This window comes from Pseudomonas sp. GW823-FHT05G12 (assembly GCF_058795575.1).
On record NZ_CM179501.1, the window covers coordinates 2234718 to 2261582 of the forward strand.

The following is a 26865-nucleotide window of genomic DNA, read 5'->3' on the forward strand; positions in this document are numbered from 1 at the left end:
CAGCTAGCGACCCATAGCGCCCCTCAGTTAGGGGCAGAAGCCGATCCTTCTCAGCCGCTTCTCCTCGACCCAGCCAGCCCCACAGCAATGACCGTGCCTGCCCAGCGATAGGTGGTTGAGTGGTCGCGTTTTGGAGGTTGTACCTTGCTTCGAGTTAACTCTAGATTTAAGATTGAAAATTTACTCCCCACACTAGGTATCTCCAGTGATTGAAACGATCGAAATACGCAATTTTAAGTCGGTCGGGAAAATTAAACTCGAACTTGGCAGAATCAATGTTTTTATCGGTGAGAACGGCGCAGGGAAAAGCAACCTTTTAGAAGCTATTGCTTTAGCCGGCGCAGCAGCTGCAGGAAAGTTGGATAATGAATTTTTAATATCTCGAGGGATTCGAGTTACGCAACCACAACACATGCGACCGCGTTTTGATGACTGCCAAGACAATGAATCAATTAACGTGAGCCTGTCAAATGCACAGGTCAGCTACCATTACGAGATGCAAAACGACAATGCGCCATATTCGCCATGGGAGTTTAGCTTTACCAAAAACGGGCTGAAGGAAACTGACTACGTTAGAGAAAGGATTTTGGAGTTCATATCTTCCAGCGAAGAAAATCGGAAACGATTTGATGAGTCCATGAAGATCTTCATCTCCGACCTTACAAAAAAGAATACAAGACCAACAAAGAGAAAAAGTCAATCAAGCGAAGATCTTTTGCAATTTCTCTTCCAAAGAACTCGCCAGGACTACAATAGCCCTCCCAGAGAAATTGAGAATTTTGTAATTTATTCGCCTGAAAATACGAAGCTTCGCTCAACTGAGGCAGATAGCCAAATTGAGCCCTTGGGGATCAATGGTGAAGGACTTATCAGGTATTTGGCATTTCTATCATCCGAGAGTAAGGATACCATAGCCAGCATTAACTCTTGCTTAAAATTACTTGGTTGGTTTGAAGAATTCTCTGTGAATCTTGAGGCTAGCACCCCAAGCCTAGATATCTATGATAGGTATCTAGCTGAAACAAAGAAAACCTTGGATTTACGTAGCGCCAACGAAGGCTTTCTATTTTTAGTATTCTATTTTGCCTTGTTTTCAAGCGATTTGACGCCTAATTTCTTCGCGATAGATAACGTTGACGCCTCCCTTAATCCCAAGCTATGCCGGGCTCTCATTCAGCAACTTGCAAATCTTGCCAAAGAGCATAATAAACAAGCAATATTAACCACTCACAATCCAGCGATCCTGGATGGGTTAAATCTTGATGATGATAGTCAACGTCTTTTTGTGATTAGTCGAAACATTCACGGGTATACGCGAATTAAAAGAATATTTAAGCCCGAAGGCAAAAGCCTTAAGCTTTCAGATATGTTTATGAGCGGCTCTCTCGGCGGACTACCTCAAGGATTCTAGAATGGCATCATTTGCTCTTGTCACGGAAGGCATCACTGACCAAGATCTTCTTAAGCACTTGATCCACGGAATTGTGGAAGATCAGGATGATGAGGAGGTTCACTTCGCCATCCTTCAGCCTCTACTTGACGCCACAGACCAGGCTCGGCAAGCGTGTGATAGCTTTGGAGGCTGGGAAAAGGTTCTAGAGTATTGCACCAATACCAAAGAGCTTTTAAAAGCCTTAGCTGCTAATCAATATTTAGTCATTCAAATAGACACTGACTGTTGCGAACATGCTAATTTTGGTTTGAGCTTACGAACCCCTCCCGCCCAGCTTTTATTGGATGTAAAAAATGTCTTAATCAGTAAGCTCACGCCCGCATTCTATAATAAATATAAAGATAGGATAATTTTTGCAATTTCAATTCACTCGCCAGAATGCTGGCTGCTTGCTCACTATGGTTCAACGAACAGCGCGCGCACTAAAATTGTATCATGCCAGCAAAAGCTGAATGATGAACTAAACAAGCTAAGCATTTCTTATAAAAAAGACTCCCCGTGCTACGTTAAAATATGCAAACCCCTGAGTAAGTATAAGAACATAGTTTTGATGCGCCCTAGCAATGGCTCTTTTGATAATTTTGTGACAGACGTCGAGGCTCTCAGGCCATATGCGCACTTAGTTGGGATCTAACAGCGGGGGAGCATTAAGCGATATAGCGAGAGGCAGCTTCTGGCCGAATATTGCCTTTTGCCACTAGCCGCTTTGGGTCGATAGCAGTCGTTGAGAGGTCGTCACTTAGCCCGCTGCCAGCTGTTCGCACCCTATACTTGTTGTTTTACTGCTCTGGACTGGATAGTGCACAAGCGGACTTTAATTGGAATGGTCGAGGCTGGCGAGCCTCTCATTCAGAAAGCTATCGACGCCTTGCGTGAGTATCATCAGGCGCAAGATAGAGGCGCACCGGCCGATGAAATTGAGCGTCTGCAGCTTCTTGCCGAGTCGCTTTTCCAGGCTGTGGCCGATTACCAGCTTCGGGTGATAGCCAAAGCTCGTGGAACCGAATTGCCGAAGCTGCTTTAGGTGACCCGCTGGGATGGCTGCTCCTTGAGGGCTGGGGAAGTACGCTGGTTCTGTCCCTTTTCGGCTGCGCGGGGAGGTAGGTCAATGCTCAGCCAAGCAGTAGGCAGGCTATTCGGCAGGGCGCCAGAGGGGGCGTTTATACCGGTGAAAGCTACAATACTTGGTGAAAAATCAGTTCCGCAACTGTCTAGAGGTCCCTTGATTTCAAGGGGCTGCAGAGCTGCTAGAAATGATTTGTTGCGGAACTAAAGTATCTCTAACATATTGAAAACAAAGAAAATATCCCTCGGATTGCAAATCCGTCTACGCCGGTTCGATTCCGACCTCGGCCTCCACCATTCGAAAGCCCCGCAGATTAACGTCTGCGGGGTTTTTCTTTGAGGGTCGAAAAAAGCCACGAGTTCCGAAACTTTCGGGGTGGAGTTCTGAAACTTCAGCCTTTCGAGGGCTTTGCGATAGGTCCGACGCGCCGGTAATCATGCTCAGTAATTCCCTCTTTCGAGTGGCCCGGCAGTACGCTTGCCTCGCTAAGGTCGTTGATCTCTGATGCGGCCTTCGATCGGATATCGCGGAACTGGATGAAGAACGGCGAAAGGTGCTGGCTGGTGTGTCGCGTGACCTTATCGAGCAGCAGGCTTAGGTTGTTCCTCACTCCTTTCATTTCCAGGACGATCCTCAGTCGCTTACCGGTCTTACCCCGAGGTTTCGATCAGTGATTGGGTGATTGCTGAGCGTGGTGAGGCGGCAGAAACCCTGTCGTTCTCCTACGTCAGCGGCCCTTACCAGGCCCGGCGCCTGGCCAACATTGAGTTGCGCCGCCGGGCCTGTGGAGCGCAACGAGGCCGATTGTCTTAGAACTTGAAGCCATCATGAGAAAACGAGTTCAGTTCTGTGCGTTCAAAAATAATGAGAACAGCTCGGACTGAGATTTAATGCCGAGTTTGCTGTACATGTGCTTGCGATGGACCTTCACAGTCTCTGCGGAAATCGCCAGCTTGCGCGCGATCTCCTTGTTCGAGCAGCCGCTAAGCATAAGCCGGCCAACTTCCAGTTCACGGGCGGAAAGCGGTGTATCCAACTGCTGGTCAGTAGAGTCCAGCCAGCTCTGCCAGCTGGGTGCCGACGACGTGTTCTGCTCCAGCGCTTCCCGCTCGAATGCCATGCGCTGACGCATCAGGGCGGCAACCCAGGACTGGATGAGAGTGAGTAGGGCGGTCTGCTCTGCACTGAAGAGACACTCACTTCCCAGCGAGAGGCTGAGGGTGCGCTCCGTGTCGAGCTGGACGTTGATATGTGCTTCGTCGGCAACGACATTGAGGCGGAAGTAGCGTTGGTAATAGTCGGTTTGCTCGAAGCACTCCGGCGCCACGTCGGCTAGCCAAAACAAACCGCTCTGCGGTGCTTCCCGGTTGGCGAGATAAAAGGGGTCGAGCAGATACAGGCCTTTGAGGTAGTCCTGAAAAAGCGGATCTGGCCCGCCATCCTTGCCTGGGCATTCTGCGAGCACCTGCGGGCGACCATTGCTGAATATCAGTACGACCCAACTGTCTACCGGAATGTATCTATCCAGTTGACGCACCAGAGCCAGCCAGAAATTAGGGCGGTCAAGTGCCTCGATTAGTCTGCCGATGGCCTGGTGCCAGGCCATGTCCTGCAGTGTAATGCTCCCGTTTCTACCCATACGGGGTTACCCCATCGAAGTAATTACTTTCCGTTTTATGGCTCTCCATACTTCGTTTCAGCCCTGGCGGGTGCTGTTCAGTTTGGCGATTGAGCCAACATACACGTGAAAGGATCACCGATGAAGATTGAACTTGTACAACTCTCCGGTCGCGATGGCGATACCGCTTATAACCTGGAACGTACATTGCAGGCCATCGCTACCTGCGCCGTGGATACCGATCTGCTGATTTTCCCAGAGACCCAGCTGATGGGATTTGCCAGCGCCCAACAGCTCGCCGAAATCGCCGAGCCCGTTAACGGGCCGAGTGTGCAGGCCGTGCAACGCGCCGTACACGAACGAAACGTCTCAGCGGTGATTGGTCTGGCTGAGAACGACTCCGGCACCGTTTACAACACCTCCTTGCTGGTCACCCCGCAAGGGATCGCATTGAGTTATCGCAAAACTCACCTTTGGCCGTCGGAGCGCGGATTGTTCCAACAAGGAGACCGCTATGTCACCGCACTGTGGAAGGGCATCCGTGTCGGTATCCTGATTTGCTACGACATTGAGTTTCCGGAAAGTGCTCGGGCGCTCGGCCAACTCGGCGCCGAGCTCATATTGGTCACTAACGGTAACATGGATCCTTACGGCCCTGTCCACCGCACTGCAATCATGGCTCGCGCTCAGGAAAACCAGGCATTCGCGGTGATGGTCAATCGGGTGGGCGACGGCGACGAAGGGCTCGTTTTTGCCGGCGGCAGCGCCGCTATCGATCCCTTCGGGCGCACGCTGTTCGAAGCGGGCCGCGCAGAGTGTCGGCAGGTGGTGGAATTAGATCTCGGCCTGCTGCGCACCGCCCGCCACGAATATGACTACCTCAGTGACCGCCGCTTGTTCCTGACCGGCGAGCAGAGTGAGCATGATGATAGTCGACGTGAACTCCTGATCCCCTGAATCAGTTGTGGGGCGCAACTGCAACACAACGATTGTTCCGTCTTAACGCCTGTTTCGACCCTGCCACAACAGTAATTCACAAACTAGCAGGAGCAGTGCTCGTGTCTCTGGACTCAGCGCTAACGCTCCGGAGCATCCCCATGAAACGGATTCGTTACATGCAATTCGCGCTGGTCTCTCTGTTCAGTTTTGGCGTGGTTTGCGCCGAGGCCGGTGACGCTCAAAAGCCAAGTGTCCATATCTACAACTGGTATGACTACATTGCCCCGAACACGGTGAAAGACTTCCAGAAAGAAGCAGGCGTCAGCGCGGTGTACGACGTGTTCGACAACAGTGAGGTCATGCAAAGCAAACTGATGGCTGGCCGCAGTGGTTATGACGTTGTGGTTGCCAGTGCCGACCTGCTACCGAACCTGATCAAAGCCGGCGTGCTGAAAAGACTGGATCGCTCCAAGTTACCCAACTGGTCCCATCTCGATCCCGACGTCCTCGCCAAGTTGCAGAGCAATGATCCCGGAAACAGCTACGCGGCCCCTTATTTGTGGGGGACCACTGGCATCGGCTATGACGCGGACAAGGTTAAGTCACTACTCGGCCCCGATGCGCCAGTCAATTCCTGGGACTTGATTTTCAAGGAAGAAAATCTAGCCAAACTCCGTCAATGCGGTGTGGCCATGCTGGACGCGCCTGGCGAGGTTATTCCCATCGCACTGCACTACCTTGGACTGCCATACAACAGCCATAACCCGGACGATTACAAAAAAGCTCAGGAACTGCTGCTGAAGCTGCGCCCCCATATTGCCTACTTCGATTCTTCCAAGTTCATCTCTGATCTCGCCAATGGCAACGTCTGCGTCGTGCTGGGCTGGGCGGGCGGTGTCTCCGACGCGCAGAAAGCCTCCGAGTTGGCTGGCAACCATCGAAACCTTGTCTACAGCATCCCACGCGAAGGTGCCCCGGTGTGGGTGGAAAGTATGGTGCAGCTCAACGATGCGCCGAACCCGGAGCAAGGGTTGGCCTTCATCAACTACATGTTGCGCCCCGATGTCATTGCTGAGTCATCCAACTACCTGAGCTATCCGAACGCGAACAAGGATGCCACTGCGCTTGTAGAGAAGAAGATCCGCGACAATCCTGGGGTATATCCGTCCAAGGATGTGCTGTCCACGCTTTTCCCCCTGGAGCCACTGCCGCTGAAGCTGGAGCGCATTCGGACCCGTGCGTGGAACACAGTCAAGACCGGCAATTAATTGGCAGACCCGGTTCTGCTGATGATTGACCAAACCCCAGTCATGAAACAAACCAAAACAAGAGCGAGAGATCATGAAAGACACGATGAAGCCACGTGCCCGTGACCTGAATATTCAGTTCGGCCAACTGCAACCCGGTCCCCTCAACGCCATCACCGATGTGCCGGGCGTTCGGGTCGGTCACAGCAATGTGCGAGGACGCACCGCCAACGGCCGCGACATCCTGACTGGGGTAACAATCATCGAGCCGCGTGTCGGTTCCACCAGCCAGCAACCGTGCTTTGCCGGCGTCCATGTGTTGAACGGCAACGGCGACGCAACCGGTCTGGAGTGGATTCGCGAAGCGGGTCTTTTGACCAGTCCCATCGCCTTCACCAACACCCACAGCCTGGGTGTGGTGCGCGATGCACTGATTGTGCTGGACCGTGAACAACAACCGGATGACGGCCGTATCTACTGGAACATGCCGGTGGTGCTGGAGACCTATGACGGGCTGCTCAACGACATCAACGGTTTTCATGTGAAGCACGAGCATGTGGCCGAAGCCCTGAGTAATGCTGTAATTGGGCCCGTTATCGAGGGCGCGGTCGGTGGTGGCAGCGGCATGATCTGCCACGAATTCAAGGGCGGTGTCGGCACTGCATCGCGGCGCCTGAGTAGCACTCAGGGCAGTTGGACTGTTGGCGCCATTGTCCAGGCGAACCACGGCATCCGTAACGAACTGCGCGTCGACGGCTATCCGGTGGGACGCTACATGGAACAGGCTGACTCCCCGTTCCTTAAGGCTTCGCTGCCGCACCCGGGCATGGGTTCGATAGTCGTTTGCCTGGCCACCGATGCGCCGTTGCTGCCACACCAATGTACGCGCCTGGCACAACGCGCCAGCATCGGTCTCGCCCGCACCGGTGGTGGTAACGAAGACCACAGCGGTGACATTTTCATCGCCTTCTCCACCGGTAATCATGTGCCGCCGGCAGCTTACGAAAGTAAGCGCGCGCCGACCACCGACAACCTTAGCATGGTCAACAACGACCATATCAGCGAGTTGTTTCTTGCCGCCACCGAAGCGGTGGAAGAAGCCATCATCAACGCCTTACTAGCCGCTGACACCGCCGAAGGCAACGGCCATGCAGTACCGGGACTGGATTGTGAGACGCTGCTCAAAGCCTTGCATCAAGCCGGCTGGCCGGGAGCGGCGAATGGTTAACTGATCTCTTCGCATGGCCCCCGGAGCTTCACGACAAGCGTTGAGTCTTTGCCGGGGCTGCTGAATAGCCGATTGTCCGATTCAGCTCACAGATGAGTCAGACGAATTTGCGTAAAACTGCACGTTCGCTATGGTGGCAATAAACCACCTGACTACAACTAAAGTCGTAGGAGCGTCTCATGAGAATACGCGGTGATGTTTTCTGGGCCTGGGCTGACCCGACGCTTCATCACCGAACTCACGACGAGACACTCGACGATGGGACATACATTGACGTTCAGACGCGGCTGTCGCGGACAGGCAAAACGCAGATGTTCATCGGGGTGTACGCCCCTGGTGGCATGGCTATCCTTGAAGAGGCCTTCGATTCTCGCCCTGGCGAGTCGATGACCAGGGCACTGGCGTGGGGCGTTGGCCGAGCCCGACGTGTCGCCGCTGAAGGTGCGCCTGCGGCAGGCTTTCTGGCTGCCTCGAAATAGCAGAGGCGCGCAGCGCCGGAGGTCGAGCGGCGACTTACTGACATCAGCGAAGACGCAGTGCGTGAAATGCCTGCGTCGCCACACTTCCAGCTATCCGACAGAGTGGGCATCATCAGCCTGGCCCGTCATCCTCGCTGGCCAGCGCCCCCACTTTTGGATTCTTTCATCAAGGAGCCGTTGACATAGCGCACCGTGTTTTCCAGGGCTTGTGTCATGTCGGGATGCGTAAACTGGTACTTGCGCTCCAATTGCCTGCTGTTTCCCATGTCGAAGCGCTGCGTCTGAATAAAGTTCAATGACTCGGCGCTGATCGCCAAGCGGGTCGCCAGTCCCGGAATCGTCAATATCGACCTGAGCAACCCTATGGGTATATGGCGGCGGGGTGCCTTGATCTTTAGCGTGTCTGCGATCTGCCCAAGCATTCCCTGCAAGTTCGGTGTTCGCTCATACAGCGCCAGAACTTGCCGGTTGGCCATGGAGGGGTCGAACGCCACGCAAGTCATCATGTTCACCAGATAATCGACGCTGACCAATGGCAACCAGTGACTGGCGGAACCGGGAATAGCTTTGAACCGGCCTTGTGCCAGATTGCGAATGAGTTCGGCAAGCGGTTGTCCGTCCAGGATATGCCCGTTCTCGCTGTGGCCGCACACCGTAGCAGGGTGAACAATCGTGTAATCCGCATCCGCGTCTTGCATATAGCGGATGACTGCAAAATGGGACTCGAGTTTGCTGCCTTCGTAGCCGCCTACACGGGCGTAGACCGCGGGCCAGTTGGTGTTTTCAGGGCACTGAATATCAACCCCGATACTGGCAAGGTGGTTGAGGTTTTGCAGCATGAAGCCGCCTACCATGAGCAATCGGATGCGCTGGCTGGCCGCAAGCCTGGCCACTCTCAGAGCACCTTGGACATTGACTGTGCGGGCGCGCTCCGCTGTCAGCCCCCAGGAAAATTGCGCCGCGAGATGGAAAAATACAGCGGCCGAAGTGACGCGTTCTTTGTCTGCTTCGCTGAGGCCAAGCCCCTCCTGGCTGATATCGCCTTCAACGGCATGGATATACTCAGGGTTACCCCCCAGTTGGCCTACCTGCTCCTTAAGGCGTTCGATGTTACCGGGGCTGCGCATCAGCACCCAGGTCTTGTGCCCTTGCGCAGTAAGACCGGCCAGCAAATGTTGCCCCACAAAGCCGCTGCCGCCGGTGACAAAGCACTCCACACTCATGTTTGAACCCTTGTTTGAATGATGGGCGCAGGCTAAGGTGTAGAGCCTGCTCTACAGTCAAGGATTTTTAACGTGAATATTGGAGAGTTGGAGCGCCGGAGTGGGCTCAGCCGCCATACATTGCGCTATTACGAACAGCTCGGGCTTATCGAGCCACACCGACAAGCCAACAACTATCGCAGTTACAGTGAACAGACCGTTGCTGACTTGGCTTTCATACAGAGTGCCCAGGGCGGAGGCTTTTCACTTGCTGAGATTGGGGACATTCTTGTGGCCAGGCGGGGGAACACGATCGATTGCGCGCAAGGCGCCGTCTTGGTCGCCGCCAAGATGGCCGAGATTCAAACGAAGATCAACACGCTACAAGCCGCTTATGTTTTTCTGGACGCCGAGCGTGCCAAGCTCGAAGCCAGTGCTATTGCCAATGGGCAGATAATTCCCTGAAGTCCGGTCCATGACCCTTTTCGATCGAGCGTCAGCCTTCAGGTAAGGTTACACCGCAGATAAATTCATGCGTCCCCAAGCGGTGCGAGCCGAATTCCACCACGTAGCCGTCGCCTCTGCGCTGCGCCTCTGCCATGGCCGTTTTCTGGTCAGCATAAACGTCGACGAAATGCCATGGGTGTCGGTCTCTCAGGACCCCCCATCCGATGACCCAGCCTTCCCGCGAAGGGTCTGGCGGCAGGTTCTTCGCCAAGCTTCGAATGGACATGCCGATCTCCTCATATGCACAGGCTCGCCATTGCAGGTTGAGCACTTTTCTTGAACAACACCTCGCGGGCGTCGGTCTTCAGCATGAAGGATGAGTGATATTTCCAGGTTTGCTCATCAAATATTGAAATGTTCGCAGTCTAGGGTTGGGCTCAAGCCAATTCCACCATCGAGGGAGTCAGGAAATGGATTATTCCAGCATGGTTGAATCGTTGGACAAGATGCTGAAAGCAACGGCTGCAGGCAAGGCCTGCCTCCAGCCGTCAGATACAGGGCTTCACCCTTACCTCCGTAGCCATTCGTCCGCGACGTCACCCATGGTTGATGGGGTACCCCTCTTGATCCAAAGCATGAGTCCACGGTCGAACTTGAATGCCGCGCCGCACTCGCTGAGCAGAAACTGACGAACCTTCTGCGTGTTGCGGTAATGCTTGTCCAGTGGAGTCGTACGGCTAATCGGCCCGGCGTGCCAGTCGACGGTCATGGTCTGTTCCTTTGACAATTGAGAAGGCAAAAAGCCCGTAGAGGGTCATCTACGGGCTTTGCTGTGGTTCTACATGACCTGGCTCGGCCTGTCAGCCTTCGAACTGTATCACCATCCGGCCTTTGATCTTGCCCTCCAGCATCTCGTCAAAGATCTGGTTGATATCCTCGATCGGTCGCAGCGTCACCTTGGGCACCACTTTGCCTTCAGCGGCAAACTGGAAGGCTTCCTGCAGGTCCTGGCGTGTACCTACCAGCGAGCCCACCACTTCGATCCCATCAAGCACCAGGCGGGGAATATTCAGGTCCATGGACTCCGACGGAAGCCCGACGGCCACCAGTCGCCCGCCAGCGCGCAAGGCATCGACAGCTGAGTTGAACGCGCCTTTGGCCACGGCAGTAACGACGGCAGCATGTGCGCCACCGGTCTTGGCCTGAATGACCTTCGCGGCGTCTTCGTTGAGCGGGTTGACGACCAGATCCGCGCCCATCTCGCTGGCGAAGCGCAGTTGCTCTTCGTTGACGTCGATGGCGATGACTTTGGCGTTGAACACATTCTTGGCATATTGCAGGGCCAGGTTGCCCAGGCCGCCGAGCCCGTAGATGGCGATCCATTGGCCGGGGCGGACGTTGGAGATTTTCACTGCCTTGTAGGTCGTGACGCCGGCGCAGGTAATGCTGCTGGCGGCAGCGGAGTCGAGGCCGTCGGGCACTTTAACCGAGTAGTCGGCCTTGACGATGCAGGCCTCCGCCATGCCGCCGTCCACGGTGTAACCGGAATTCTTCACGTCGCGGCACAGGGTCTCGTTGCCGCTGTTGCAGTATTCGCAATGTCCGCAACCCTGGTAGAACCAGGCAACGCTGGCTCGGTCGCCTGGCTTGAGCGAGGTGACGCCTGGGCCAACTTCCTGGACCACGCCAATACCTTCGTGGCCCAGTACTACCCCGGTCTTGTCACCAAAGTCGCCATTTTTGACGTGCAGGTCGGTGTGGCACACACCGCAGCACTGCATCTTCAGCAGCGCTTCGCCGTGTTCGAGAGGGCGCAGGGTTTTCTCTATCACGTCCACGCGACGGCCTGGTGCAACGACAGCAGCTTTCATGAGAGCCTCCGTGTCTATCCGATGTGAGCTTGGGTGATCGTCGGGACAGCATAGACCTTGCCGGGCCAGGCAAAACTGCTTCAGGTCATGGTCAAGGTGGGCGCTTCCACAAAATACCTGCGTATGCCTGGCTGGCCTTTGCGGAAAAAAGAAAAGCCCGCGGCAAGGATGCGGCGGGCTGCAAGAACATACGGAGCAGGGCCAGTGTGCCCATCCGGATGTCGACATTTCGTGAAGGTCAGGTCATGAGGCTGTCATCATCTGCAATGAAGTGCGCAGGGTCATAAAAAAGCCCGCCATGGAAGGCGGGCAAAAGACGTTTGAAGGGAGAGCCTGCAGGTTGCGCCGGTCCGGTTAACCCAGGATTAAGCGACCACGCATTGACCCGGCACCCTGATCAGCCTATACAGGCCTGCCATTATCCCAGGAGCCAGCATGCGCGACGAAGACGACCTGCACGAACCCGAGCACGATCACCTGCTTGACCACGAATTTCTCTATGACGACATGGAGCCCGAGGCAGATGCCCAAGGCGCCGAGGATGAAGTGGAGGAAGACGAGGAAACGCTGGATGACCTCGATGACGAAGAGCGCGATCACCCAGCCTGGTTCGACGACTGCGACGACTGACTCAGCGGCCATCCACCGAGAACCGCCCGGGCCCGCTTACCGCGAGCAACAGCAGGCCGCCCATGATGCTGAGGTTTTTCAGAAACTGGGTCATGTTGGCGCTGCGCTCGGGGTCGACCATGTTCCAGAATGGGTGGCCCAGCAGCGCCGTGCCCAGCACGAACAGCGCGAACAGAAAGGCTAACGGCCGTGTGTAGAAACCGAGGATCAACAGGATTGCGACGAGGAACTCCATGATGACGGCAATCCCAGCTGCCAGCATCGGGGCGGGGGCGCCGAGCGAGGTCATGTAGCCTACCGTGCCATCGAAGCCGGTCAGCTTGGCCCACCCAGACAAGACGAAGAGGACCATCAGCAGTACGCGGGCGATCAGGATAATGATGTCGCGTTGACCATCGAACAGGGAGTAGCGCATGGCGGCGTTCCAGTGGACGGGGACAAGCTCCACTTTAGCAGCTGCGCCAGACATTGCTGTCAGGCAGCAAAAAGGCGCCGCGAGGGCGCCTTTTCAACGAAGTTTGGTGCGAGTGGCGGGACTCGAACCCGCAAGGCTCACGCCGACAGATTTTAAGTCTGCTGTGTATACCAATTCCACCACACTCGCACGCTTGAAGGGGTCGCAACGACCAGCTCGCTTCTAAGCAGAAGGGCTTCGCAATCAAGCGCGCTTTATAACCCATTGTTATAGTTGAGTCAACTGCAGCGCCTATGATCAACAGATAGAAGGGTGATCGAACCGGCAATTGACACCGTGCTGTCGTTACGCCACTGTTGCCCATCATTGGATCCAAGAGTGTTGCGTAATGACTCAGGGCCGAGTTGGTGAAGGTGTGGTGCGTCCACGGTTATTCTGGCGGCTGTTGTTCGCGCAGGTGCTCGTGCTGGCTGCATTTCTTTACATCAGCCTGATCAGCCTGGGCAGTTATCTGTTGTTGCTGGGCTTCGATGCGGAGCACTCACAGCAGCAGCGTATGTTGGCCCTGGCCGGCGGTGGTATGATCATGCTGCTCAGCCTGTGGTTGCTGAAAGTGGCCATGCCGCGATGCATCAGCCCGACACTGGCCGAGCCGGAACGCTGACTGCCTGTAGTCGTTCAGCTGTCTACTGGCAGACACTCCGGGCTACGCTCATTTTCTCCCTCCTGCTGTGCCAGTGGAGTTTGCATGGTTTCAGCTGACTGCCTCGACGCTTCCGTCATGCCCGCCCATCGTTACGAACAGCTGGTTCAGTCGGTGGTGGATTATGCCATCTACATGCTCGACCCTTCTGGCCATGTGGTGTCGTGGAATGCCGGCGCGCAACGGATCAAGGGTTACCGTAGAGATGAAGTGATCGGTAAGCACTTTTCGTTGTTTTTCACGCCGCAGGATTGTGCGGATGGCCGCCCTGAGCGCCTGCTGTGCCAGGCGCTGGAGCAGGGTGTGGCGCAGGACGAAGGCTGGCGGGTGCGCAAGGACGGCACGCAGTTCTGGGCCTTGGCGGCACTGGATGTGATCCGTGATGAAAATGGCCAGATCATTGGCCTGGCCAAGGTGACACGCGATATCACTGACCGTCGAGAGACGGCGCTGCAGCTCGACGCAATGCGCGCCCAGCTGTTCCAGGCGCAGAAGCTTGAAGCCCTCGGCCAGTTGACCGGTGGTCTGGCGCACGACTTCAACAACATGTTGACCATCATCATCAGCTCGGCGCGTCTGGCGCTGTCCACCCAGGACCCGGCACGCACCCAGCGCATGTTGCAGCACATCCTCGATGCCAGCCAACGCGGCACCGAACTGACCCAGCAACTGCTCAGTTTTGCCCGTCACCGCAAGTTCGATGTGGCCAGCGTTGCCCCGGCAGACCTGGTTAACGCTACGCGTGGCCTGCTTGAACATGCATTGCCAGGCTCGATTGACTTGAAGGTGTTGCTGCAACCGGACCTGCCGTTGATCGAGGTGGATGCCGGGCAACTGCAGATGGTGTTGCTCAACCTGTTGTTCAATGCCCGTGATGCCATCGACGGGCATGGCCGCATCAGCCTGACTGTCGATGTGGTCGAGCTGTTCGGCGAAGTTGAAGGGCTGAAGGGCAGCTTCGTGCGCTTCGAGGTGGAAGACAGCGGCGAAGGCATACCCACAGAGATACTGCCGCGTATCTTCGAGCCGTTTTTCACCACCAAGCCTTTCGGCAAGGGTACAGGCCTGGGGCTCAGCCAGGTCTATGGTTTCGCCCGGCAAAGTGGCGGTGCCATTTGTGTCGACAGCAAGCCTGGCCGGGGAACTTGCATGCGACTGTACTTGCCAATGTATCAGGACCAGACGGATAGCCCACTCGACAGGTAGACAACATGGCACAGGCACTGAAGCGGCTGGTAACGGGGATCGACGGGCTCGACGCGTTGCTCAAGGGTGGCCTGATAGCTGGCGCCTCCTACATTATCCAGGGGCCGCCGGGGGCCGGTAAGACCATCCTCGCCAATCAGCTGGCCTGCGGCCACGTGCGTGGCGGTGGTCGCGTGCTGGTGGCCACTTTGCTGAGCGAGTCGCACGAACGCTTGTTCCAGTACCTGTCCACGCTGGACTTCTTCGACCCGGCGCTGGTCGGTGACAAAATCCAGTTCGTCAGCGCCTTTGATACCCTTGAGCAGGACGGGCTGGATGCGGTGGTGCGGTTGCTGCGCCAGGAAATTGCCCGGCAACAGGCCAGCCTGCTGATCGTCGACGGTGTGCTCAATGCCCGGGTACGTGCGGAAACCGCACTGGACACCAAGAAGTTCGTCTCTGAGCTGCAGGGGCATGCGGCCTTCGCCGGGTGCACCGTACTGTTGCTGACCAGTGCCCGGCTCGACGAGGGCAGCCCGGAACACACCATGGTCGATGGCGTGATCGAACTGGGTGAGCAACTGGTCGGCAGCCGCGCCGTGCGCCATGTCCAATTGCGCAAGACCCGCGGCAGTGGTGCGTTGTCGGGGCGTCACGAATGCCTTATCGATGAGTCCGGCATGCAGGTCTATCCTCGCCTGGAAGCGTTGTTCAGCCACCCCAGCCAATTGGGCAGTGGCACTTTGGCGCGTATCAGCAGCGGCGTACCAACCTTCGATGAAATGCTTGGCGGTGGCTTGGCCACCGGGTCAGTCAGCCTGTTGATGGGGCCTTCGGGGATTGGCAAGACATCATTGGCCCTGGCCTTTCTGGGTGCCAGCACCCCGCAGGCGCCGGGGTTGCATTTCGGTTTTTACGAAACCCCCGAACGCCTGCGCAGCAAGGCCGCTTCGCTCGGTTACGATTTTGCCGCGATGGAGAAGGGCGGTAGCTTGCAGCTGTGCTGGCAGCCGACCACAGAGGGCTTGCTGGACCAGGTTGGCGCGCGACTACTGGAGCGTGTAGCGGCGCAGGGCAGCAAGCGCGTGGTGATCGACAGCCTTGGCGCATTCAGCCGCCTGGCTATTGACCCGACGCGGCTAAATGCGTTTTTCCGCGCGCTGGCGGGTGAGTTGCGCGCGCGCGATGTCAGCGTGATGCTGACCTGGGAGATGCGCGACATCTTCGGCGCGGAAATCAGCGCCCCCGCGCCGGACCTGTCGAGTATCGTCGACAACCTTATGCTGATGCGCTTTGTCGAACTGGACTCGCAACTACGGCGCATGCTGTCGGTCCTCAAGGTGCGTGACAGTCACCATGACCCGGCCTTGCACGAGCTGCTGATCGGGCCGCAAGGCATTACCTTGCGCAAGGCGTTCGAAGGTGCCTGCGGTGTGCTTTCGGGAACGCCGACGCCGCAGGAGAGCGGGTGACGGACGAGCCGATGAACACCATCCTGATTGTCGATGACGAATACCTGATCGCCGATATCCTCGGGTTTGCCCTGGAGGACGAAGGTTTCCTGGTGGAAAAGGCGAGCAATGGCTGCAAGGCACTGGAGGCGTTGAAGGAAAAACGCGTGCAGCTGGTGATTACCGACTACATGATGCCGCTACTCAACGGTGAGGAGTTGGCGCGTGCCATCCGCGAGGACCCGGCGTTAAGCGAGTTGCCGGTCATCCTCATGAGCGGCGCACAGGCCAGCCAAGGATGCCCGGCCCTGTTTGCCGCAATATTCGACAAACCGTTCGACATGGATGAGATGATCGCCACGGTGCATCAGTTAATAGGCACCTGAGGCTGGCGGTCGAGCGCATCCATGCCCCTCGGGTGACGCTCAGTGTGAGTCTTCGTGTTTCTCCGGAGCCGGGCTGCCGGCCTGGATGCGTTTGAAGATCTCTTCTCGATGGACCTGAACATCTTTCGGTGCATCGATACCGATCCTCACCTGCATCCCTTTGACGCCCAGAATGGTGACTTTGATGTCATCGTTGATGACGATGCTTTCGCCAACCTTACGGGTGAGTATCAGCATGTAGTTCTCCTTGGTGATGTATAAGTCCGCTGGGCTAGTTGCCGCGGCGGCGGGAGCTTGTCCCTCTTCCTTCTCATTAAAGACGCTTTCGGCGGATAGTAATTCCCCGACAGACAAATTCTGTTGCGTGTCTTCAGTTGCAGGTGCCAAATCAAACCGTCAACGGTTTGTCGGCCAAGGTGCTCGCTGGCAAGAATAGGGGGGTTGGCGGCTAATGGGAAATTTCTTCGCATCATGGGCTGAATAGACAAGCTCAATGGTCCTCCTGTTCCTCGAGTGCCTGAAGAAACAACAGCAAGGCCACTTCCTCCGGGTCCAGGCCTTTGCGCACACGGTTTTTCGGCAAATTGGCCAGGCGCCCCAAGGCATAGTGCTCCAGAACTGCCGGGTGGATGTAGCAGCGCCGGCACACTGCCGGCGTATTGCCCAGGCGCGTGGCTACCTGGCGGACTATTGCGGCGACCTGACGTTTGGCTTCACTCTCCGGCTCCCAGGCCAAGGGCTTCAGCAGGTTCAATGCCAGGCTGCTGCCGGCCCAGGTGCGATAGTCCTTGGCAGTAAAGTCGGCACCGGTCAACTGCCGCAGAAACTGATTGACCTCGCTGGAGCCGACACTATGGCGCTGGCCATCTTCATCCAGGTACTGAAACAGTGCCTGCCCAGGCAGTTCCATGCAGCGCTTGAGCAGGTTGGCCAAGCGCCGGTCGTTGAGGGTGACGTTGTGTTCGACGCCGCGCTTGCCGCGGAACTGGAAGCGAATAGTGCTGCCTTTGACCTGCACATGGCGATTGCGCAGGGTGGTCAATCCGTACGACCGGTTATCGCGCAGGTAGCGCTCGTTGCCGATGCGGATCAGGGTGTGGTCCAGCAGGCTCACCACCAGCGCCATGACTTTTTCCCGGTCCAGCCCTGGCCGCGCCAGGTGGGCTTCCAGCTGTGTGCGCAGCTTTGGCAGGGCTTGGGCGAACGCAAGCATGCGCCCGTATTTGTGCTGGTCGCGCAGTTCGCGCCACTGTGCGTGGTAGCGGTACTGCTTGCGGCCACGGGCATCGCGGCCGGTGGCTTGCAGGTGGCCTTGCGGATCGGCGCAGATCCACACATTCGTGTAGGCCGGGGGGATCACCAATGCGGCGATGCGCGCAAGGGTTTCGCTGTCGCGTACCCGTTGGCCATCGGCATCCAGGTAGATGAAACGGTCGCGCCAGCGCCGACGGGTCAGGCCCGGCTGACTGTCGTCAACGTAGTGCAGGGTGCGCGGCAGGGGGCAGTCAAGCATGGGCGGCGGGCCTCGATCAGGTCACTGATCAATGGACAATACGCGCGCTAAGGATGCTCAACCCAAAAGGGCCACCGACTTGATCTGGGCGAACAGTATCTGCCCCGTGTGCAAACCGAGCTGGTCTGCCGAGAAGCGGGTGATGCGTGCAAGCAGGGCATTGCCGCCAGCATCCAGGCTGACCAGCACATGCGCAGGGTTGGCTGCCGGGCAGCTCTCGCGCACACGCACTGGCAGGCGGTTGAGGATGCTCGATGCGCTGTCCGCCGCCAGTGCCAGGCTGACATCCCGGGCCTGCACCTTGACGCGCAGGGTACTGCCCATCACCTGCGCCGCGTGGGTGATGCGCAGCAGCGGCCCGCTGCTGCCGGGCAGGCGCAGGTCCAGCAGGCCGTAATGCGGGTCGTGCCCAACCACCCTACCTTCGAACACGACGCCGGCGTCGTCGCCCTGGGCCAGCGACAGGTCAAGGCGAGCCAGGGTTTCGCCGATCGGGCCGCTGGCGATCGCCCGGCCTTGTTCCAGCAACACCAGGTGGTCGGCCAGCCGCGCGACTTCATCCTGGGCGTGGCTGACATATATCAGAGGGATGTCCAGTTCGTCGTGCAGGCGCTCCAGGAAGGGCAGTATCTCGCGCTTGCGCGGGCCGTCGAGGGCTGCCAGCGGCTCGTCCATCAACAACAGCCGCGGGCTGCTGAGCAGGGCGCGGGCAATACCCACCCGCTGCGCCTCGCCACCCGACAGGGTTGCCGGGCGGCGGTCCAGCAAGTGGCCGATACCCAGCAGTTGGCACGCCTGGTCGAGGCTGACCTTGCGTTCAGCGGGCGCTACCCGGCGCCAGCCGAACGTCAGATTGCCGCGCACCGACAGGTGCGGGAACAGGCTGGCTTCCTGGAACACGTAGCCCACCGGGCGCAGGTGCGGTGCCTGGAAGTAGCCACGGGTGCTGTCTTCCCAGACTTCGCCGTTGACTTCGATATAGGCGCTGGCGGCCCGTTCCAGCCCGGCCAGGCAGCGCAGGCAACTGGTCTTGCCGGAGCCAGAGTGGCCGAACAGCGCGCTGATGCCGCGCCCGGGCAGGTGCAGGTTGACGTCCAGGGTAAAGTCGTCGCGTGCCAGTTTCAGGTGCGCCACAATCGATGCGGTCATCTCAGCTCCAGCCAGCTTTGCCGCGGCGTCCAGCGTACAGCAGGAGCAGCACCAGGAAAGAGAACACCAGCATGGCCCCGGCCAGCCAGTGGGCTTGCGAATACTCCATGGCTTCGACGTGATCGAAAATCTGCACCGAAACCACGCGAGTCTTGTCGGGGATGTTGCCGCCGATCATCAGTACGACGCCAAACTCGCCCACCGTGTGGGCAAAGCCGAGGATGCTGGCAGTGACGAAGCCAGGGCGGGCCAGCGGCAGCACCACATGAACGAAGGTATCCCATGGGCTGGCGCGCAGGGTAGCGGCGACTTCCAGGGGGCGCTGGCCGATCGCGCCAAAGGCATTCTGCAGGGGTTGCACCACGAACGGCATGGAGTACACCGTCGAGCCAATCACCAGGCCTGTGAAGCTGAACACCACACTGCCCAGGCCTAGCGCCTGGGTGGCCTGACCAAGCCAGCCGTGCGGGCCAAGGGCGATCAACAGGTAAAAGCCGATCACCGTCGGTGGCAGTACCAGCGGCAGTGCCACCACCGCACCCACCGGCCCGCGCAGCCAAGAGCGCGTGCGCGCGAGCCACCAGGCGACCGGTGTGCCGATGATCAGCAGGATCAGGGTGGTCAGGCTGGCCAGTTTTACGGTCAGCCAGATGGCGCCCAGGTCACTGGCATCGAGTGGCATCAGCGTTCATAACCATAGGATTTGATCACCGCTGCGGCTTTTGGGCCCTTGAGGTATTCGACCAGTGCCTTGGCGGCCGCATTGTCCTTGCCTTTGTTGAGGATGACGGCGTCCTGGCGGATCGGGTCGTGCAGGTTGGACGGCACGATCCAGGCCGAGCCATGGGTTACCTTGCCGTCCTTGTAGATCTGCGAAAGAGCGACGAAGCCCAGCTCGGCGTTGCCGGTGGAGACGAACTGGAAGGCCTGGGTGATGTTCTGGCCTTCGACGATCTTGCCTTTGGTGGCCTCGGTGAGCTTCAGCCCGTCCAGTACCTGGGTGGCGGCCAGGCCGTAAGGTGCCGCTTTCGGGTTGGCGATGGACAGGTGTTTGTATTCGTTCTTTTTCAGCACTTCACCCTTGGCATCTACGTAGCCTTCCTTCGCAGACCACAAGGCCAGAGTGCCGATGGCGTAGGTAAAGCGTGAGCCAGGTACGGTTTCCTTTTCTGCTTCCAGCTTCTTGGGGGTGGTGTCGTCAGCGGCGAGGAACACTTCGAACGGTGCACCGTTCTTGATCTGCGCGTAGAACTGCCCGGTGGCGCCGTAGGCCGCGATCAGTTTGTGGCCGGTGTCTTTTTCGAAGTCCTTGGCGATGGCCTGGACAGGGGCTGTGAAGTTGGCTGCGACCGCGACCTGGACTTCGTCGGCCCAGGCAGTGTTGAAGCCGAGCAGGCTGGCCAGGGCAGTGATGACCAGCTGGGGCGAGCGGATACGCATGAAGACAGCTCCTTGAGATTATCGTTATAGCCTTAACTATATAGCGATAAACCATTGGCCGTGAAGAGGCCATGCCTGCCTGTCAGAATGCCTGGTGACCGATCACTGCCAATGCCTTACCGGCAATCTCCCGGGTCAGTTCACCCGCCGGCATGTGCCGGCCCAGCCGTAACGCCTGCCCCGACCACAGATTGCTGAAATCACTATTACCCTGCGGATCGGTGATTGCCCGTAAAGGCATCAGTGCCCCGCCCGCCAGCGGGAAGCGCGGTGCAAGCTCGCTCATCGGCCCCAGCTCGCGCATGAGGCGATTGTTGATGCCGCGCGCCGGGCGGCCGGTGAACAGGTTGGTCAGGGCAGTGTCGCTGGCAGGCGCGCTGTCCAGCGCCTGGCGATGCGCTGGCGACACCTTGGCCTCGGGGCAGAACAGGTAAGCCGTGCCGATCTGCACTGCCGAGGCACCCAGGGCCAGTGCCGCCAACAGCCCGCGGTGGTCGCCGATACCACCGGCGGCAATCACCGGCACGCCGACGGCATCGGCCACCTGCGGTACGAGCGCGAAGGTGCCTATCTGGCTGGTGATGTCATCGCTGAGGAACATGCCGCGATGGCCACCGGCTTCGTAACCCATGGCGATGATCGCATCGCAGCCATGTCGCTCCAGCCAGACCGCTTCTTCCACGGTCGTGGCGCTGGACAGTACCTTGGCACCGCTGGCCTTTACCCGCTGCAACAGTTCGGCCTGCGGCAGGCCGAAGTGGAAGCTCACCACCTCCGGGCGCAACGCTTCGACCAGCAGGCAGCTCTGCTCGTCGAAAGGCGCACGGTTTGACACCGGCGTGGGCGCCGGGAAAGCGGCGCCCACTTCGCTGTAATAAGGCTCAAGTGCCTGCTTCCAGCGCGCATCGCGCTCGGCATCGGGCGCTGGCGGCTGATGGCAGAAGAAGTTCAGGTTCAGCGGGCGCCCTGGGCAGCCGGCGCGGAATGCAGCGATCTCGGCGCGCACTTGTTCGCCGCTGAGCATGGCGCAGGGCAGGGCGCCCAAGCCACCTGCCAGGCCCACGGCAATGGCCATGGCCGAGCCGGTCGCCCCCGCCATGGGTGCCTGCAGAATGGGCAGCTCGATGCCCAGCAGGTCGAGGATACGGCGGTCGGGCCAATGGCTCATGCGATTCTCCTTGCGTGGGGCGCGCGATGCGGCGGGGGCTTGCGGCGAGTCTTACAGGGCCTTGCTGACCTGGATGTCGCTGATTTTCTCGGCGTCTTCGCCGTGGATCTTGCGCAGGGCCTCGAGGGCTTGCTCTTGCGAGGCATCGGGCATCAGCGCGAAATCCCAGCGACGCTGGCCGTCGAGCTTGTATTTGATGACGTACTTGATGGTCTGGGTCATGGTGGCCTTATCTGAGTTTCGACGACGAGCGACGGATGATCTTGATCTTGTGGGTCAGCGTTGGCTTGCGGGTGACCGAGATCGGGCGAGTGGTGACGGTATCGATGGTGATGTTCCAGAAGCCGGTGCTGGGTACGGTGATCTTCGCCGGAAACTTCTCGAAATGGCCGCCGTGGTAGGTATGACGGCCGCCGTTCTTGAAGCTGCGGAAGTTGGCGTCGTTCATCAGGCGGATATTGCAGCGCTGGGAGCACTCGATGACGACAATATCGTCCTCGTTGAGGTGCTCGCGCTGGTGTACGAATTTCATGTGATGCTCCGCAAGGTTTGGATCTGCAAAAGCAAAAGATACCACGATGTGCCGTTACACTGCCGCGTTGATCGCCGGGTGTAGATAATTCTGCCAAAGCAGGGAGCAAAACCGCCTGGATGTGGTCGAAGCGAATTCTTGAAGGCAGAGGTGCAGCAAATGAAGTGGATGGTGGCGGCGTTGTCGGTGACGCTCGGTGGCTGCGTGAGCGTCGCGGAGCTGGAGCAATCGCGTGAAACGATGGATGTGATCTCTGGCAAGAGCCCACGCGCCTATGCCGACTGCGTAAAGGAGAAGCTTGCCGATACGCGTGACCCGCTGACCGAAGAGCAGCGTGGCGATGGCCTGCGGCTGATCGTACCGCAGAAAATCACCTCAGGTGCCGGCCCGGCGGCGTTGGTGGATATCGACAAGCGCGGCAGCGGCAGCAGCATCAAACTGCACGAGCGGCTGAATAACTTCCCGCTGCGCCTTGGCGATGTGCGCACTGCCGCAACGCAGTGCATCTCCGGAAGTTGATCTGAAGCAACGGGTCCTCCTTTCTCTGCTTATATGTTTTAAGCCTAAACATATAACAAAAGAAAAGGAGATTCGTGATGACACCGTTGAGACGCGTGATGATCGGCAGCTTGCTGATCCTGATCTGGCCCACGGCACATGCCGCTGAGGGTCAGAAGGTCTTCACCCAGGGTGGGGCCAACCCCGCCGCCATGGCCTGCCTGGGTTGCCATGGCCCGGACGGCAATGGCATTGCGGCTGCCGGCTTTCCACGTTTGGCTGGGCTACCGGCCGGTTATCTTGCCAAGCAGTTGCAGGACTGGCGCAACGGCAGCCGCAAGCAGCCAGTGATGGAACCTTTGGCCAAGGCCCTGAGCGACGACGAAATCAAGGCCGTCAGTACCTACCTGGCCAGCCTGCCGGCAGCGCCCGCTGGCGACCTGCACCGCCAGCAGATTGCCGATGACCCGACTACCCGCATGGCCCTGTACGGCGACTGGAGCCGGCAGATTCCTGGTTGCGTGCAATGCCACGGGCCGGGTGGCGGCGGGGTGGGCGAACACTTCCCGCCCTTGGCCGGCCAGCCCGCCAGTTACCTGGTGGCACAGCTCAATGCCTGGCGCGACGGCAGCCGCAGCAATGACCCCAACCAGCTGATGGTCGGCGTGGCCAAGGCCATGACCGATGAGGAGATCAAGGCCGTTGCCGAGTTCTTCGCCCGCCCCGCCAGCCAGGAGGTCACGCCATGAAAACCCTGATTCCCGCCTTGTTGCTGCTGACCGTGGGCAGCGCCCAGGCCACGCCGATCGCCATGGAAGACCAGTCGCAGTTGAAGGTTCCCGGTGTGCAGGCAGCACCGCAGTTCGTGCCGCCTGCTGAGCGTGAGTTGCCCGATAATGCCTTTGGCAAAATGGTGCGTGAAGGCCACGCCTTGTTCGTCGACACCCGCCGACTGATGCCCGAGGCGGTGGGCAACGGCATGAACTGCAGTAACTGCCACCTCGATCAGGGGCGGTTGGCGCACTCGGCGCCGCTGTGGGGGGCCTACCCGATGTACCCGGCCTATCGCAAGAAGAATGACAAGGTCAACACCTTCGCCGAGCGTATCCAAGGGTGTTTTCAGTTCAGCATGAACGGCAAGCCGCCGGCCGCTGACAGCCCGCAGATGACGGCATTGGCGGTGTATTCATACTGGCTGTCGACCAAGGCGCCGACCGGTGTGGAGATTGCCGGACGTGGTTATCCGGAGGTGGCACAACCCAAGGGCGGTTATGACTTCAAGCGCGGCCAGCAGGTTTACCGTGAACAATGCGCGATTTGCCATGGCGATAACGGTGAAGGGCAAAAGGTCGCAGGCGAGTACGTAATGCCGCCGCTTTGGGGCAAGGACTCCTACAACTGGGGGGCCGGCATGCACCGCATCAATACCGCGGCGTCGTTCATCAAGTACAACATGCCGCTTGGCAAGCCGGGCAGCCTCAGCGATCAGCAGGCCTGGGATGTGGCGGCGTGGATCAACCGCCATGAGCGGCCACAGGACCCGCGGTTGGTAGAGGGATCCATCGAGAAGACGCGGGTGAAGTTTCATGCCAATGATGGGGTTAACCTGTATGGTCAGCAGGTTGATGGGGTGCTGATCGGACAAGGGACGGGTAGCTGAGGTAAGCCGGTGGCGGCCTCTTGGCGCGTGAGCCCGTCGGAGAGGCCGCCACCGGCACGCTGATTTCCCTGTCATCCAACGGTCATGTATGACAGCAATATTTACGATCCCCCGGAACTATCTACACTGGGATATCTCTATGATGGCAACGGTCGTTATCGGGGGCATTGTAAGGTGACTGCCGCCTGATTAGACTGCGCCGAATTCCACAGGCCTAGCCTTTTGTAAGGACGTATATGATCAAAAAATGCTTGTTCCCGGCAGCCGGCTACGGCACGCGCTTCTTGCCTGCTACCAAAGCCATGCCCAAGGAAATGCTGCCGGTGGTCAACAAGCCACTGATCCAGTATGGCGTTGAAGAAGCATTGGATGCGGGTCTGAACGAGATCTCCATCGTTACCGGGCGCGGCAAGCGCGCCCTGGAAGACCACTTCGACATCAGCTACGAGCTGGAAAACCAGATCAAGGGCACCGACAAGGAAAAATACCTGGTCGGTATTCGTCGTCTGCTCAACGAGTGCTCCTTCTCGTACACGCGCCAGACCGAAATGAAGGGCCTCGGCCACGCCATTCTCACTGGCCGCCCACTGATCGGCGACGAGCCGTTCGCGGTGGTGCTGGCGGACGACCTGTGCGTCAACCCGGAAGGTGACGGCGTACTGACTCAGATGGTCAAGCTGTACAAACAGTACCGCTGCTCGATCGTCGCCATCCAGGAAGTCGACCCGCAGGAAACCAACAAGTATGGTGTGATCGCCGGTGAGATGATCCGCGACGACATCTTCCGTGTGACCAATATGGTCGAAAAACCGGCCCCGGAAGACGCGCCTTCGAACCTGGCGATCATCGGCCGTTACATCCTGACCCCGGATATCTTCGACATCATCGCCAACACCAAGCCAGGCAAAGGCGGTGAAATCCAGATCACCGATGCCCTGCTGCAGCAGGCGAAGGATGGCTGCGTGATTGCCTATAAGTTCAAGGGCAAGCGTTTCGACTGCGGTGGCGCCGAAGGCTACATCGACGCGACCAACTTCTGCTTCGAGAACTACTACAAGACTGGCAAGGCTTACTGATAAGCCCTGCTGGCCTCAAAGCCATCCTTCGGGGTGGCTTTTTTGTTTGCGGCGGCCAACGGCGGTATGCTGGACGCCTGCCTGGGAGAGTGAATACATGGCCTTCGATTTTGATCTGTTCGTGATTGGCGCCGGGTCCGGTGGTGTGCGCGCAGCGCGTTTTGCTGCCGGTTTTGGCGCAAAAGTGGCAGTGGCTGAAAGCCGCTACCTGGGGGGGACCTGCGTCAACGTCGGTTGTGTGCCGAAAAAACTGCTGGTATACGGCGCGCACGTTGCCGATGAGCTGGAGCAAGCCGCGGGTTTCGGCTGGACGTTGGAAGAGGGGCATTTCGACTGGGGTACCCTGATTGCCAACAAGAATCGGGAAATCGAGCGCCTTAACGGCATCTACCGTAACCTGCTGGTCAACAGCGGGGTGACCCTGTTGCAGGGCCACGCGCGTCTGACGGGTGCCAACGAAGTGGAAGTGGACGGTCAGCGCTACACCGCCGAGCATATCCTCATCGCTACCGGTGGCTGGCCGCAGGTTCCGGACATTCCTGGCAAGGAACTGGCCATCACCTCCAACGAAGCCTTCTACCTCAAGGGCCTGCCGCGCCGCGTGCTGGTGGTGGGTGGGGGTTATATCGCCGTCGAATTCGCCGGCATCTTCCAGGGCCTGGGGGCCGACACCACACTGCTGTACCGTGGCGACCTGTTCCTGCGCGGCTTCGACGGCTCGGTGCGCACCCACCTGAAGGAAGAGCTGGAAAAACGCGGCCTCGACCTGCAGTTCAACGCCGACATCCAGCGCATCGACAAGCTTGAAGATGGTCGCCTGAAAGCCACGCTCAAGGACGGCCGCGAGCTGGTAGCCGACTGTGTGTTCTATGCCACCGGCCGGCGCCCGATGCTGGACAATCTGGGCCTGGAGAACACCGGCGTCGAGCTGGATGAGCGCGGTTACATCCGGGTCGATGAGCAGTACCAGACCACCGCGCCCTCGATTCTCGCCATTGGCGATGTGATCGGCCGTGTGCAGTTGACCCCAGTGGCCTTGGCTGAAGGCATGGCCGTGGCGCGGCGCCTGTTCAAACCCGAGCAGTACCGCCCGGTGGATTACCAGAACATCCCCACTGCGGTGTTCAGCCAGCCACCCATCGGTACCGTAGGCTTGACCGAAGAGCAGGCGCTGCAGGCCGGGCACAAGGTGCAGGTATTCGAAAGCCGCTTCCGGGCCATGAAGCTGACCCTGACCGACATTCAGGAAAAGACCCTGATGAAGTTGGTGGTCGATGCCGAGACCGACAAGGTGCTGGGCTGCCACATGGTCGGGCCTGACGCTGGCGAAATCATTCAGGGCCTGGGCATTGCGCTTAAAGCCGGTGCCACCAAGCAGCAGTTCGACGAAACCATCGGCGTGCACCCGACGGCGGCTGAAGAGTTCGTGACCATGCGCACCGTCACCCGCTGATGACGCGGAGCCTGCTGTACAGCCTGTAGACGCAGCCTTGCGCTGCTACGAGGTCC

32 protein-coding genes, 1 tRNA gene and 1 pseudogene are annotated in these 26865 nt (G+C 58.5%); 18 read left to right on the forward strand and 16 right to left on the reverse strand.

Features of this window, described 5'->3' with window-relative positions:
* Positions 1 to 205 precede the first annotated feature (205 nt).
* From AC3RCM_RS10105 to AC3RCM_RS10115, 3 genes are all read left to right on the forward strand, one after another.
* Positions 206 to 1411 carry an AAA family ATPase gene (locus tag AC3RCM_RS10105; RefSeq protein WP_492629558.1) on the forward strand — a complete coding sequence of 402 codons (1206 nt, stop codon included), beginning with the start codon at positions 206 to 208 and terminating at the stop codon, positions 1409 to 1411.
* Position 1412: 1 nt separating this feature from the next.
* Positions 1413 to 2087 (forward strand): hypothetical protein, encoded by a 675-nt coding sequence (locus tag AC3RCM_RS10110; protein WP_492629559.1) that lies wholly within the window; start codon positions 1413 to 1415, stop codon positions 2085 to 2087.
* A gap of 165 nt (positions 2088 to 2252) precedes the next feature.
* Entirely contained in the window at positions 2253 to 2477 is a 225-nt protein-coding gene (locus AC3RCM_RS10115) for a hypothetical protein (protein WP_492629560.1), read from the forward strand.
* Between the two features lie 433 nt (positions 2478 to 2910).
* Here the strand turns inward: AC3RCM_RS10115 and AC3RCM_RS10120 are convergent.
* Positions 2911 to 3054, reverse strand: a pseudogene (locus AC3RCM_RS10120) (integrase); the annotation flags it as partial.
* 306 nt (positions 3055 to 3360) lie between these two features.
* A complete protein-coding gene (locus AC3RCM_RS10125; protein WP_064492610.1) occupies positions 3361 to 4158 on the reverse strand; it encodes a helix-turn-helix transcriptional regulator in 798 nt (265 codons plus the stop codon).
* A gap of 120 nt (positions 4159 to 4278) precedes the next feature.
* On the opposite strand from AC3RCM_RS10125, the gene AC3RCM_RS10130 reads away from it, so the two are divergent.
* The 4 genes from AC3RCM_RS10130 to AC3RCM_RS10145 all read left to right on the forward strand — a co-directional run bounded on the left by AC3RCM_RS10130 (position 4279) and on the right by AC3RCM_RS10145 (position 8030).
* Positions 4279 to 5094 (forward strand): carbon-nitrogen hydrolase family protein, encoded by an 816-nt coding sequence (locus AC3RCM_RS10130; RefSeq protein WP_064492609.1) that lies wholly within the window; start codon positions 4279 to 4281, stop codon positions 5092 to 5094.
* Between the two features lie 140 nt (positions 5095 to 5234).
* The gene (locus AC3RCM_RS10135) at positions 5235 to 6344 is read left to right on the forward strand and encodes a polyamine ABC transporter substrate-binding protein (protein ID WP_064492608.1); all 1110 of its coding nucleotides are present in this window, start codon (positions 5235 to 5237) and stop codon (positions 6342 to 6344) included.
* An 85-nt stretch (positions 6345 to 6429) separates the two neighbouring features.
* Positions 6430 to 7551, forward strand: a complete 1122-nt coding sequence (locus tag AC3RCM_RS10140; protein ID WP_492629682.1) for a DmpA family aminopeptidase — start codon at positions 6430 to 6432, stop codon at positions 7549 to 7551.
* Between the two features lie 179 nt (positions 7552 to 7730).
* Positions 7731 to 8030: a hypothetical protein gene (locus tag AC3RCM_RS10145; protein ID WP_010954670.1), complete on the forward strand. Its 300-nt coding sequence runs from the start codon at positions 7731 to 7733 to the stop codon at positions 8028 to 8030.
* Positions 8031 to 8155: 125 nt separating this feature from the next.
* Here AC3RCM_RS10145 and AC3RCM_RS10150 read toward each other — a convergent pair whose 3' ends face one another.
* On the reverse strand, positions 8156 to 9253 hold the full coding sequence (locus tag AC3RCM_RS10150) for an SDR family oxidoreductase (RefSeq protein WP_492629561.1): 1098 nt from the start codon (positions 9251 to 9253) through the stop codon (positions 8156 to 8158).
* Positions 9254 to 9325: 72 nt separating this feature from the next.
* On the opposite strand from AC3RCM_RS10150, the gene AC3RCM_RS10155 reads away from it, so the two are divergent.
* A complete protein-coding gene (locus AC3RCM_RS10155) occupies positions 9326 to 9697 on the forward strand; it encodes a MerR family transcriptional regulator (protein WP_064492605.1) in 372 nt (123 codons plus the stop codon).
* Positions 9698 to 9728: 31 nt separating this feature from the next.
* Here AC3RCM_RS10155 and AC3RCM_RS10160 read toward each other — a convergent pair whose 3' ends face one another.
* From AC3RCM_RS10160 to adhP, 3 genes are all read right to left on the reverse strand, one after another.
* A complete protein-coding gene (locus tag AC3RCM_RS10160; RefSeq protein WP_003250935.1) occupies positions 9729 to 9965 on the reverse strand; it encodes a hypothetical protein in 237 nt (78 codons plus the stop codon).
* Between the two features lie 282 nt (positions 9966 to 10247).
* Positions 10248 to 10448: a DUF6434 domain-containing protein gene (locus AC3RCM_RS10165; protein WP_409320229.1), complete on the reverse strand. Its 201-nt coding sequence runs from the start codon at positions 10446 to 10448 to the stop codon at positions 10248 to 10250.
* 91 nt (positions 10449 to 10539) lie between these two features.
* Positions 10540 to 11550 carry an alcohol dehydrogenase AdhP gene (gene adhP / locus AC3RCM_RS10170; protein ID WP_064492604.1) on the reverse strand — a complete coding sequence of 337 codons (1011 nt, stop codon included), beginning with the start codon at positions 11548 to 11550 and terminating at the stop codon, positions 10540 to 10542.
* 435 nt (positions 11551 to 11985) lie between these two features.
* On the opposite strand from adhP, the gene AC3RCM_RS10175 reads away from it, so the two are divergent.
* Positions 11986 to 12180 carry a hypothetical protein gene (locus AC3RCM_RS10175; RefSeq protein WP_020191346.1) on the forward strand — a complete coding sequence of 65 codons (195 nt, stop codon included), beginning with the start codon at positions 11986 to 11988 and terminating at the stop codon, positions 12178 to 12180.
* Between the two features lies 1 nt (position 12181).
* On the opposite strand, the gene AC3RCM_RS10180 is transcribed toward AC3RCM_RS10175, so the two are convergent.
* Entirely contained in the window at positions 12182 to 12595 is a 414-nt protein-coding gene (locus AC3RCM_RS10180; protein ID WP_010954664.1) for a DoxX family protein, read from the reverse strand.
* A 104-nt stretch (positions 12596 to 12699) separates the two neighbouring features.
* A tRNA-Leu gene (locus tag AC3RCM_RS10185) sits at positions 12700 to 12784 on the reverse strand.
* Between the two features lie 199 nt (positions 12785 to 12983).
* On the opposite strand from AC3RCM_RS10185, the gene AC3RCM_RS10190 reads away from it, so the two are divergent.
* From AC3RCM_RS10190 to AC3RCM_RS10205, 4 genes are all read left to right on the forward strand, one after another.
* Entirely contained in the window at positions 12984 to 13259 is a 276-nt protein-coding gene (locus AC3RCM_RS10190; RefSeq protein WP_064492603.1) for a hypothetical protein, read from the forward strand.
* An 84-nt stretch (positions 13260 to 13343) separates the two neighbouring features.
* A complete protein-coding gene (locus AC3RCM_RS10195) occupies positions 13344 to 14504 on the forward strand; it encodes a two-component system sensor histidine kinase NtrB (RefSeq protein ID WP_492629562.1) in 1161 nt (386 codons plus the stop codon).
* Between the two features lie 5 nt (positions 14505 to 14509).
* A complete protein-coding gene (locus AC3RCM_RS10200; protein WP_492629563.1) occupies positions 14510 to 15955 on the forward strand; it encodes an ATPase domain-containing protein in 1446 nt (481 codons plus the stop codon).
* Positions 15956 to 15966: 11 nt separating this feature from the next.
* On the forward strand, positions 15967 to 16320 hold the full coding sequence (locus AC3RCM_RS10205; RefSeq protein ID WP_010954660.1) for a response regulator: 354 nt from the start codon (positions 15967 to 15969) through the stop codon (positions 16318 to 16320).
* 39 nt (positions 16321 to 16359) lie between these two features.
* Here the strand turns inward: AC3RCM_RS10205 and csrA are convergent, their stop codons facing one another.
* The 8 genes from csrA to AC3RCM_RS10245 form a co-directional block, all read right to left on the reverse strand.
* On the reverse strand, positions 16360 to 16557 hold the full coding sequence (csrA, locus tag AC3RCM_RS10210) for a carbon storage regulator CsrA (protein ID WP_012051904.1): 198 nt from the start codon (positions 16555 to 16557) through the stop codon (positions 16360 to 16362).
* 253 nt (positions 16558 to 16810) lie between these two features.
* The gene (locus AC3RCM_RS10215; protein WP_492629564.1) at positions 16811 to 17833 is read right to left on the reverse strand and encodes a DNA topoisomerase IB; all 1023 of its coding nucleotides are present in this window, start codon (positions 17831 to 17833) and stop codon (positions 16811 to 16813) included.
* A gap of 57 nt (positions 17834 to 17890) precedes the next feature.
* Positions 17891 to 18982, reverse strand: coding sequence for a molybdenum ABC transporter ATP-binding protein (gene modC / locus AC3RCM_RS10220; RefSeq protein WP_064492599.1), 1092 nt, complete (start codon positions 18980 to 18982; stop codon positions 17891 to 17893).
* 1 nt (position 18983) lies between these two features.
* On the reverse strand, positions 18984 to 19664 hold the full coding sequence (gene modB, locus AC3RCM_RS10225; RefSeq protein ID WP_010954656.1) for a molybdate ABC transporter permease subunit: 681 nt from the start codon (positions 19662 to 19664) through the stop codon (positions 18984 to 18986).
* Positions 19664 to 20422 (reverse strand): molybdate ABC transporter substrate-binding protein, encoded by a 759-nt coding sequence (gene modA, locus AC3RCM_RS10230; RefSeq protein ID WP_064492598.1) that lies wholly within the window; start codon positions 20420 to 20422, stop codon positions 19664 to 19666. Before modA ends, modB begins: the two co-directional genes overlap by 1 nt.
* An 82-nt stretch (positions 20423 to 20504) precedes the next feature.
* Positions 20505 to 21590 (reverse strand): NAD(P)H-dependent flavin oxidoreductase, encoded by a 1086-nt coding sequence (locus AC3RCM_RS10235; RefSeq protein ID WP_492629565.1) that lies wholly within the window; start codon positions 21588 to 21590, stop codon positions 20505 to 20507.
* 51 nt (positions 21591 to 21641) lie between these two features.
* Positions 21642 to 21812: a hypothetical protein gene (locus AC3RCM_RS10240; RefSeq protein ID WP_012051910.1), complete on the reverse strand. Its 171-nt coding sequence runs from the start codon at positions 21810 to 21812 to the stop codon at positions 21642 to 21644.
* Between the two features lie 7 nt (positions 21813 to 21819).
* Positions 21820 to 22122, reverse strand: coding sequence for a DUF1883 domain-containing protein (locus AC3RCM_RS10245; protein WP_003250918.1), 303 nt, complete (start codon positions 22120 to 22122; stop codon positions 21820 to 21822).
* Between the two features lie 159 nt (positions 22123 to 22281).
* On the opposite strand from AC3RCM_RS10245, the gene AC3RCM_RS10250 reads away from it, so the two are divergent.
* The 5 genes from AC3RCM_RS10250 to gorA all read left to right on the forward strand — a co-directional run bounded on the left by AC3RCM_RS10250 (position 22282) and on the right by gorA (position 26809).
* Positions 22282 to 22641, forward strand: a complete 360-nt coding sequence (locus AC3RCM_RS10250) for a hypothetical protein (protein ID WP_019438771.1) — start codon at positions 22282 to 22284, stop codon at positions 22639 to 22641.
* Positions 22642 to 22718: 77 nt separating this feature from the next.
* Positions 22719 to 23369 (forward strand): c-type cytochrome, encoded by a 651-nt coding sequence (locus tag AC3RCM_RS10255; protein WP_004576587.1) that lies wholly within the window; start codon positions 22719 to 22721, stop codon positions 23367 to 23369.
* On the forward strand, positions 23366 to 24280 hold the full coding sequence (locus AC3RCM_RS10260) for a c-type cytochrome (protein WP_492629566.1): 915 nt from the start codon (positions 23366 to 23368) through the stop codon (positions 24278 to 24280). Before AC3RCM_RS10255 ends, AC3RCM_RS10260 begins: the two co-directional genes overlap by 4 nt.
* Before the next feature lie 236 nt (positions 24281 to 24516).
* Positions 24517 to 25356: a UTP--glucose-1-phosphate uridylyltransferase GalU gene (gene galU / locus AC3RCM_RS10265; RefSeq protein WP_010954649.1), complete on the forward strand. Its 840-nt coding sequence runs from the start codon at positions 24517 to 24519 to the stop codon at positions 25354 to 25356.
* Between the two features lie 97 nt (positions 25357 to 25453).
* Entirely contained in the window at positions 25454 to 26809 is a 1356-nt protein-coding gene (gorA, locus tag AC3RCM_RS10270; RefSeq protein WP_064490964.1) for a glutathione-disulfide reductase, read from the forward strand.
* The last annotated feature ends 56 nt before the right edge of the window (positions 26810 to 26865 follow it).

Coding starts and splice junctions, on each gene's coding strand:
- AC3RCM_RS10175 (WP_020191346.1), top strand. CDS start 11,986: ATGCGCGACGAAGACGACCTGCACGAACCCGAGCACGATCACCTGCTT.
- AC3RCM_RS10200 (WP_492629563.1), top strand. CDS start 14,510: ATGGCACAGGCACTGAAGCGGCTGGTAACGGGGATCGACGGGCTCGAC.
- AC3RCM_RS10260 (WP_492629566.1), top strand. CDS start 23,366: ATGAAAACCCTGATTCCCGCCTTGTTGCTGCTGACCGTGGGCAGCGCC.
- AC3RCM_RS10160 (WP_003250935.1), bottom strand. CDS start 9,965: ATGTCCATTCGAAGCTTGGCGAAGAACCTGCCGCCAGACCCTTCGCGG.
- AC3RCM_RS10250 (WP_019438771.1), top strand. CDS start 22,282: ATGAAGTGGATGGTGGCGGCGTTGTCGGTGACGCTCGGTGGCTGCGTG.
- AC3RCM_RS10110 (WP_492629559.1), top strand. CDS start 1,413: ATGGCATCATTTGCTCTTGTCACGGAAGGCATCACTGACCAAGATCTT.
- AC3RCM_RS10140 (WP_492629682.1), top strand. CDS start 6,430: ATGAAGCCACGTGCCCGTGACCTGAATATTCAGTTCGGCCAACTGCAA.
- AC3RCM_RS10145 (WP_010954670.1), top strand. CDS start 7,731: ATGAGAATACGCGGTGATGTTTTCTGGGCCTGGGCTGACCCGACGCTT.
- AC3RCM_RS10130 (WP_064492609.1), top strand. CDS start 4,279: ATGAAGATTGAACTTGTACAACTCTCCGGTCGCGATGGCGATACCGCT.
- adhP (WP_064492604.1), bottom strand. CDS start 11,550: ATGAAAGCTGCTGTCGTTGCACCAGGCCGTCGCGTGGACGTGATAGAG.
- modC (WP_064492599.1), bottom strand. CDS start 18,982: ATGACCGCATCGATTGTGGCGCACCTGAAACTGGCACGCGACGACTTT.
- AC3RCM_RS10150 (WP_492629561.1), bottom strand. CDS start 9,253: ATGAGTGTGGAGTGCTTTGTCACCGGCGGCAGCGGCTTTGTGGGGCAA.
- AC3RCM_RS10180 (WP_010954664.1), bottom strand. CDS start 12,595: ATGCGCTACTCCCTGTTCGATGGTCAACGCGACATCATTATCCTGATC.
- AC3RCM_RS10165 (WP_409320229.1), bottom strand. CDS start 10,448: ATGACCGTCGACTGGCACGCCGGGCCGATTAGCCGTACGACTCCACTG.
- AC3RCM_RS10125 (WP_064492610.1), bottom strand. CDS start 4,158: ATGGGTAGAAACGGGAGCATTACACTGCAGGACATGGCCTGGCACCAG.
- csrA (WP_012051904.1), bottom strand. CDS start 16,557: ATGCTGATACTCACCCGTAAGGTTGGCGAAAGCATCGTCATCAACGAT.
- gorA (WP_064490964.1), top strand. CDS start 25,454: ATGGCCTTCGATTTTGATCTGTTCGTGATTGGCGCCGGGTCCGGTGGT.
- AC3RCM_RS10190 (WP_064492603.1), top strand. CDS start 12,984: ATGACTCAGGGCCGAGTTGGTGAAGGTGTGGTGCGTCCACGGTTATTC.
- galU (WP_010954649.1), top strand. CDS start 24,517: ATGATCAAAAAATGCTTGTTCCCGGCAGCCGGCTACGGCACGCGCTTC.
- AC3RCM_RS10245 (WP_003250918.1), bottom strand. CDS start 22,122: ATGAAATTCGTACACCAGCGCGAGCACCTCAACGAGGACGATATTGTC.
- AC3RCM_RS10135 (WP_064492608.1), top strand. CDS start 5,235: ATGAAACGGATTCGTTACATGCAATTCGCGCTGGTCTCTCTGTTCAGT.
- AC3RCM_RS10205 (WP_010954660.1), top strand. CDS start 15,967: ATGAACACCATCCTGATTGTCGATGACGAATACCTGATCGCCGATATC.
- modB (WP_010954656.1), bottom strand. CDS start 19,664: ATGCCACTCGATGCCAGTGACCTGGGCGCCATCTGGCTGACCGTAAAA.
- AC3RCM_RS10215 (WP_492629564.1), bottom strand. CDS start 17,833: ATGCTTGACTGCCCCCTGCCGCGCACCCTGCACTACGTTGACGACAGT.
- AC3RCM_RS10195 (WP_492629562.1), top strand. CDS start 13,344: ATGGTTTCAGCTGACTGCCTCGACGCTTCCGTCATGCCCGCCCATCGT.
- AC3RCM_RS10240 (WP_012051910.1), bottom strand. CDS start 21,812: ATGACCCAGACCATCAAGTACGTCATCAAATACAAGCTCGACGGCCAG.
- modA (WP_064492598.1), bottom strand. CDS start 20,422: ATGCGTATCCGCTCGCCCCAGCTGGTCATCACTGCCCTGGCCAGCCTG.
- AC3RCM_RS10255 (WP_004576587.1), top strand. CDS start 22,719: ATGACACCGTTGAGACGCGTGATGATCGGCAGCTTGCTGATCCTGATC.
- AC3RCM_RS10235 (WP_492629565.1), bottom strand. CDS start 21,590: ATGAGCCATTGGCCCGACCGCCGTATCCTCGACCTGCTGGGCATCGAG.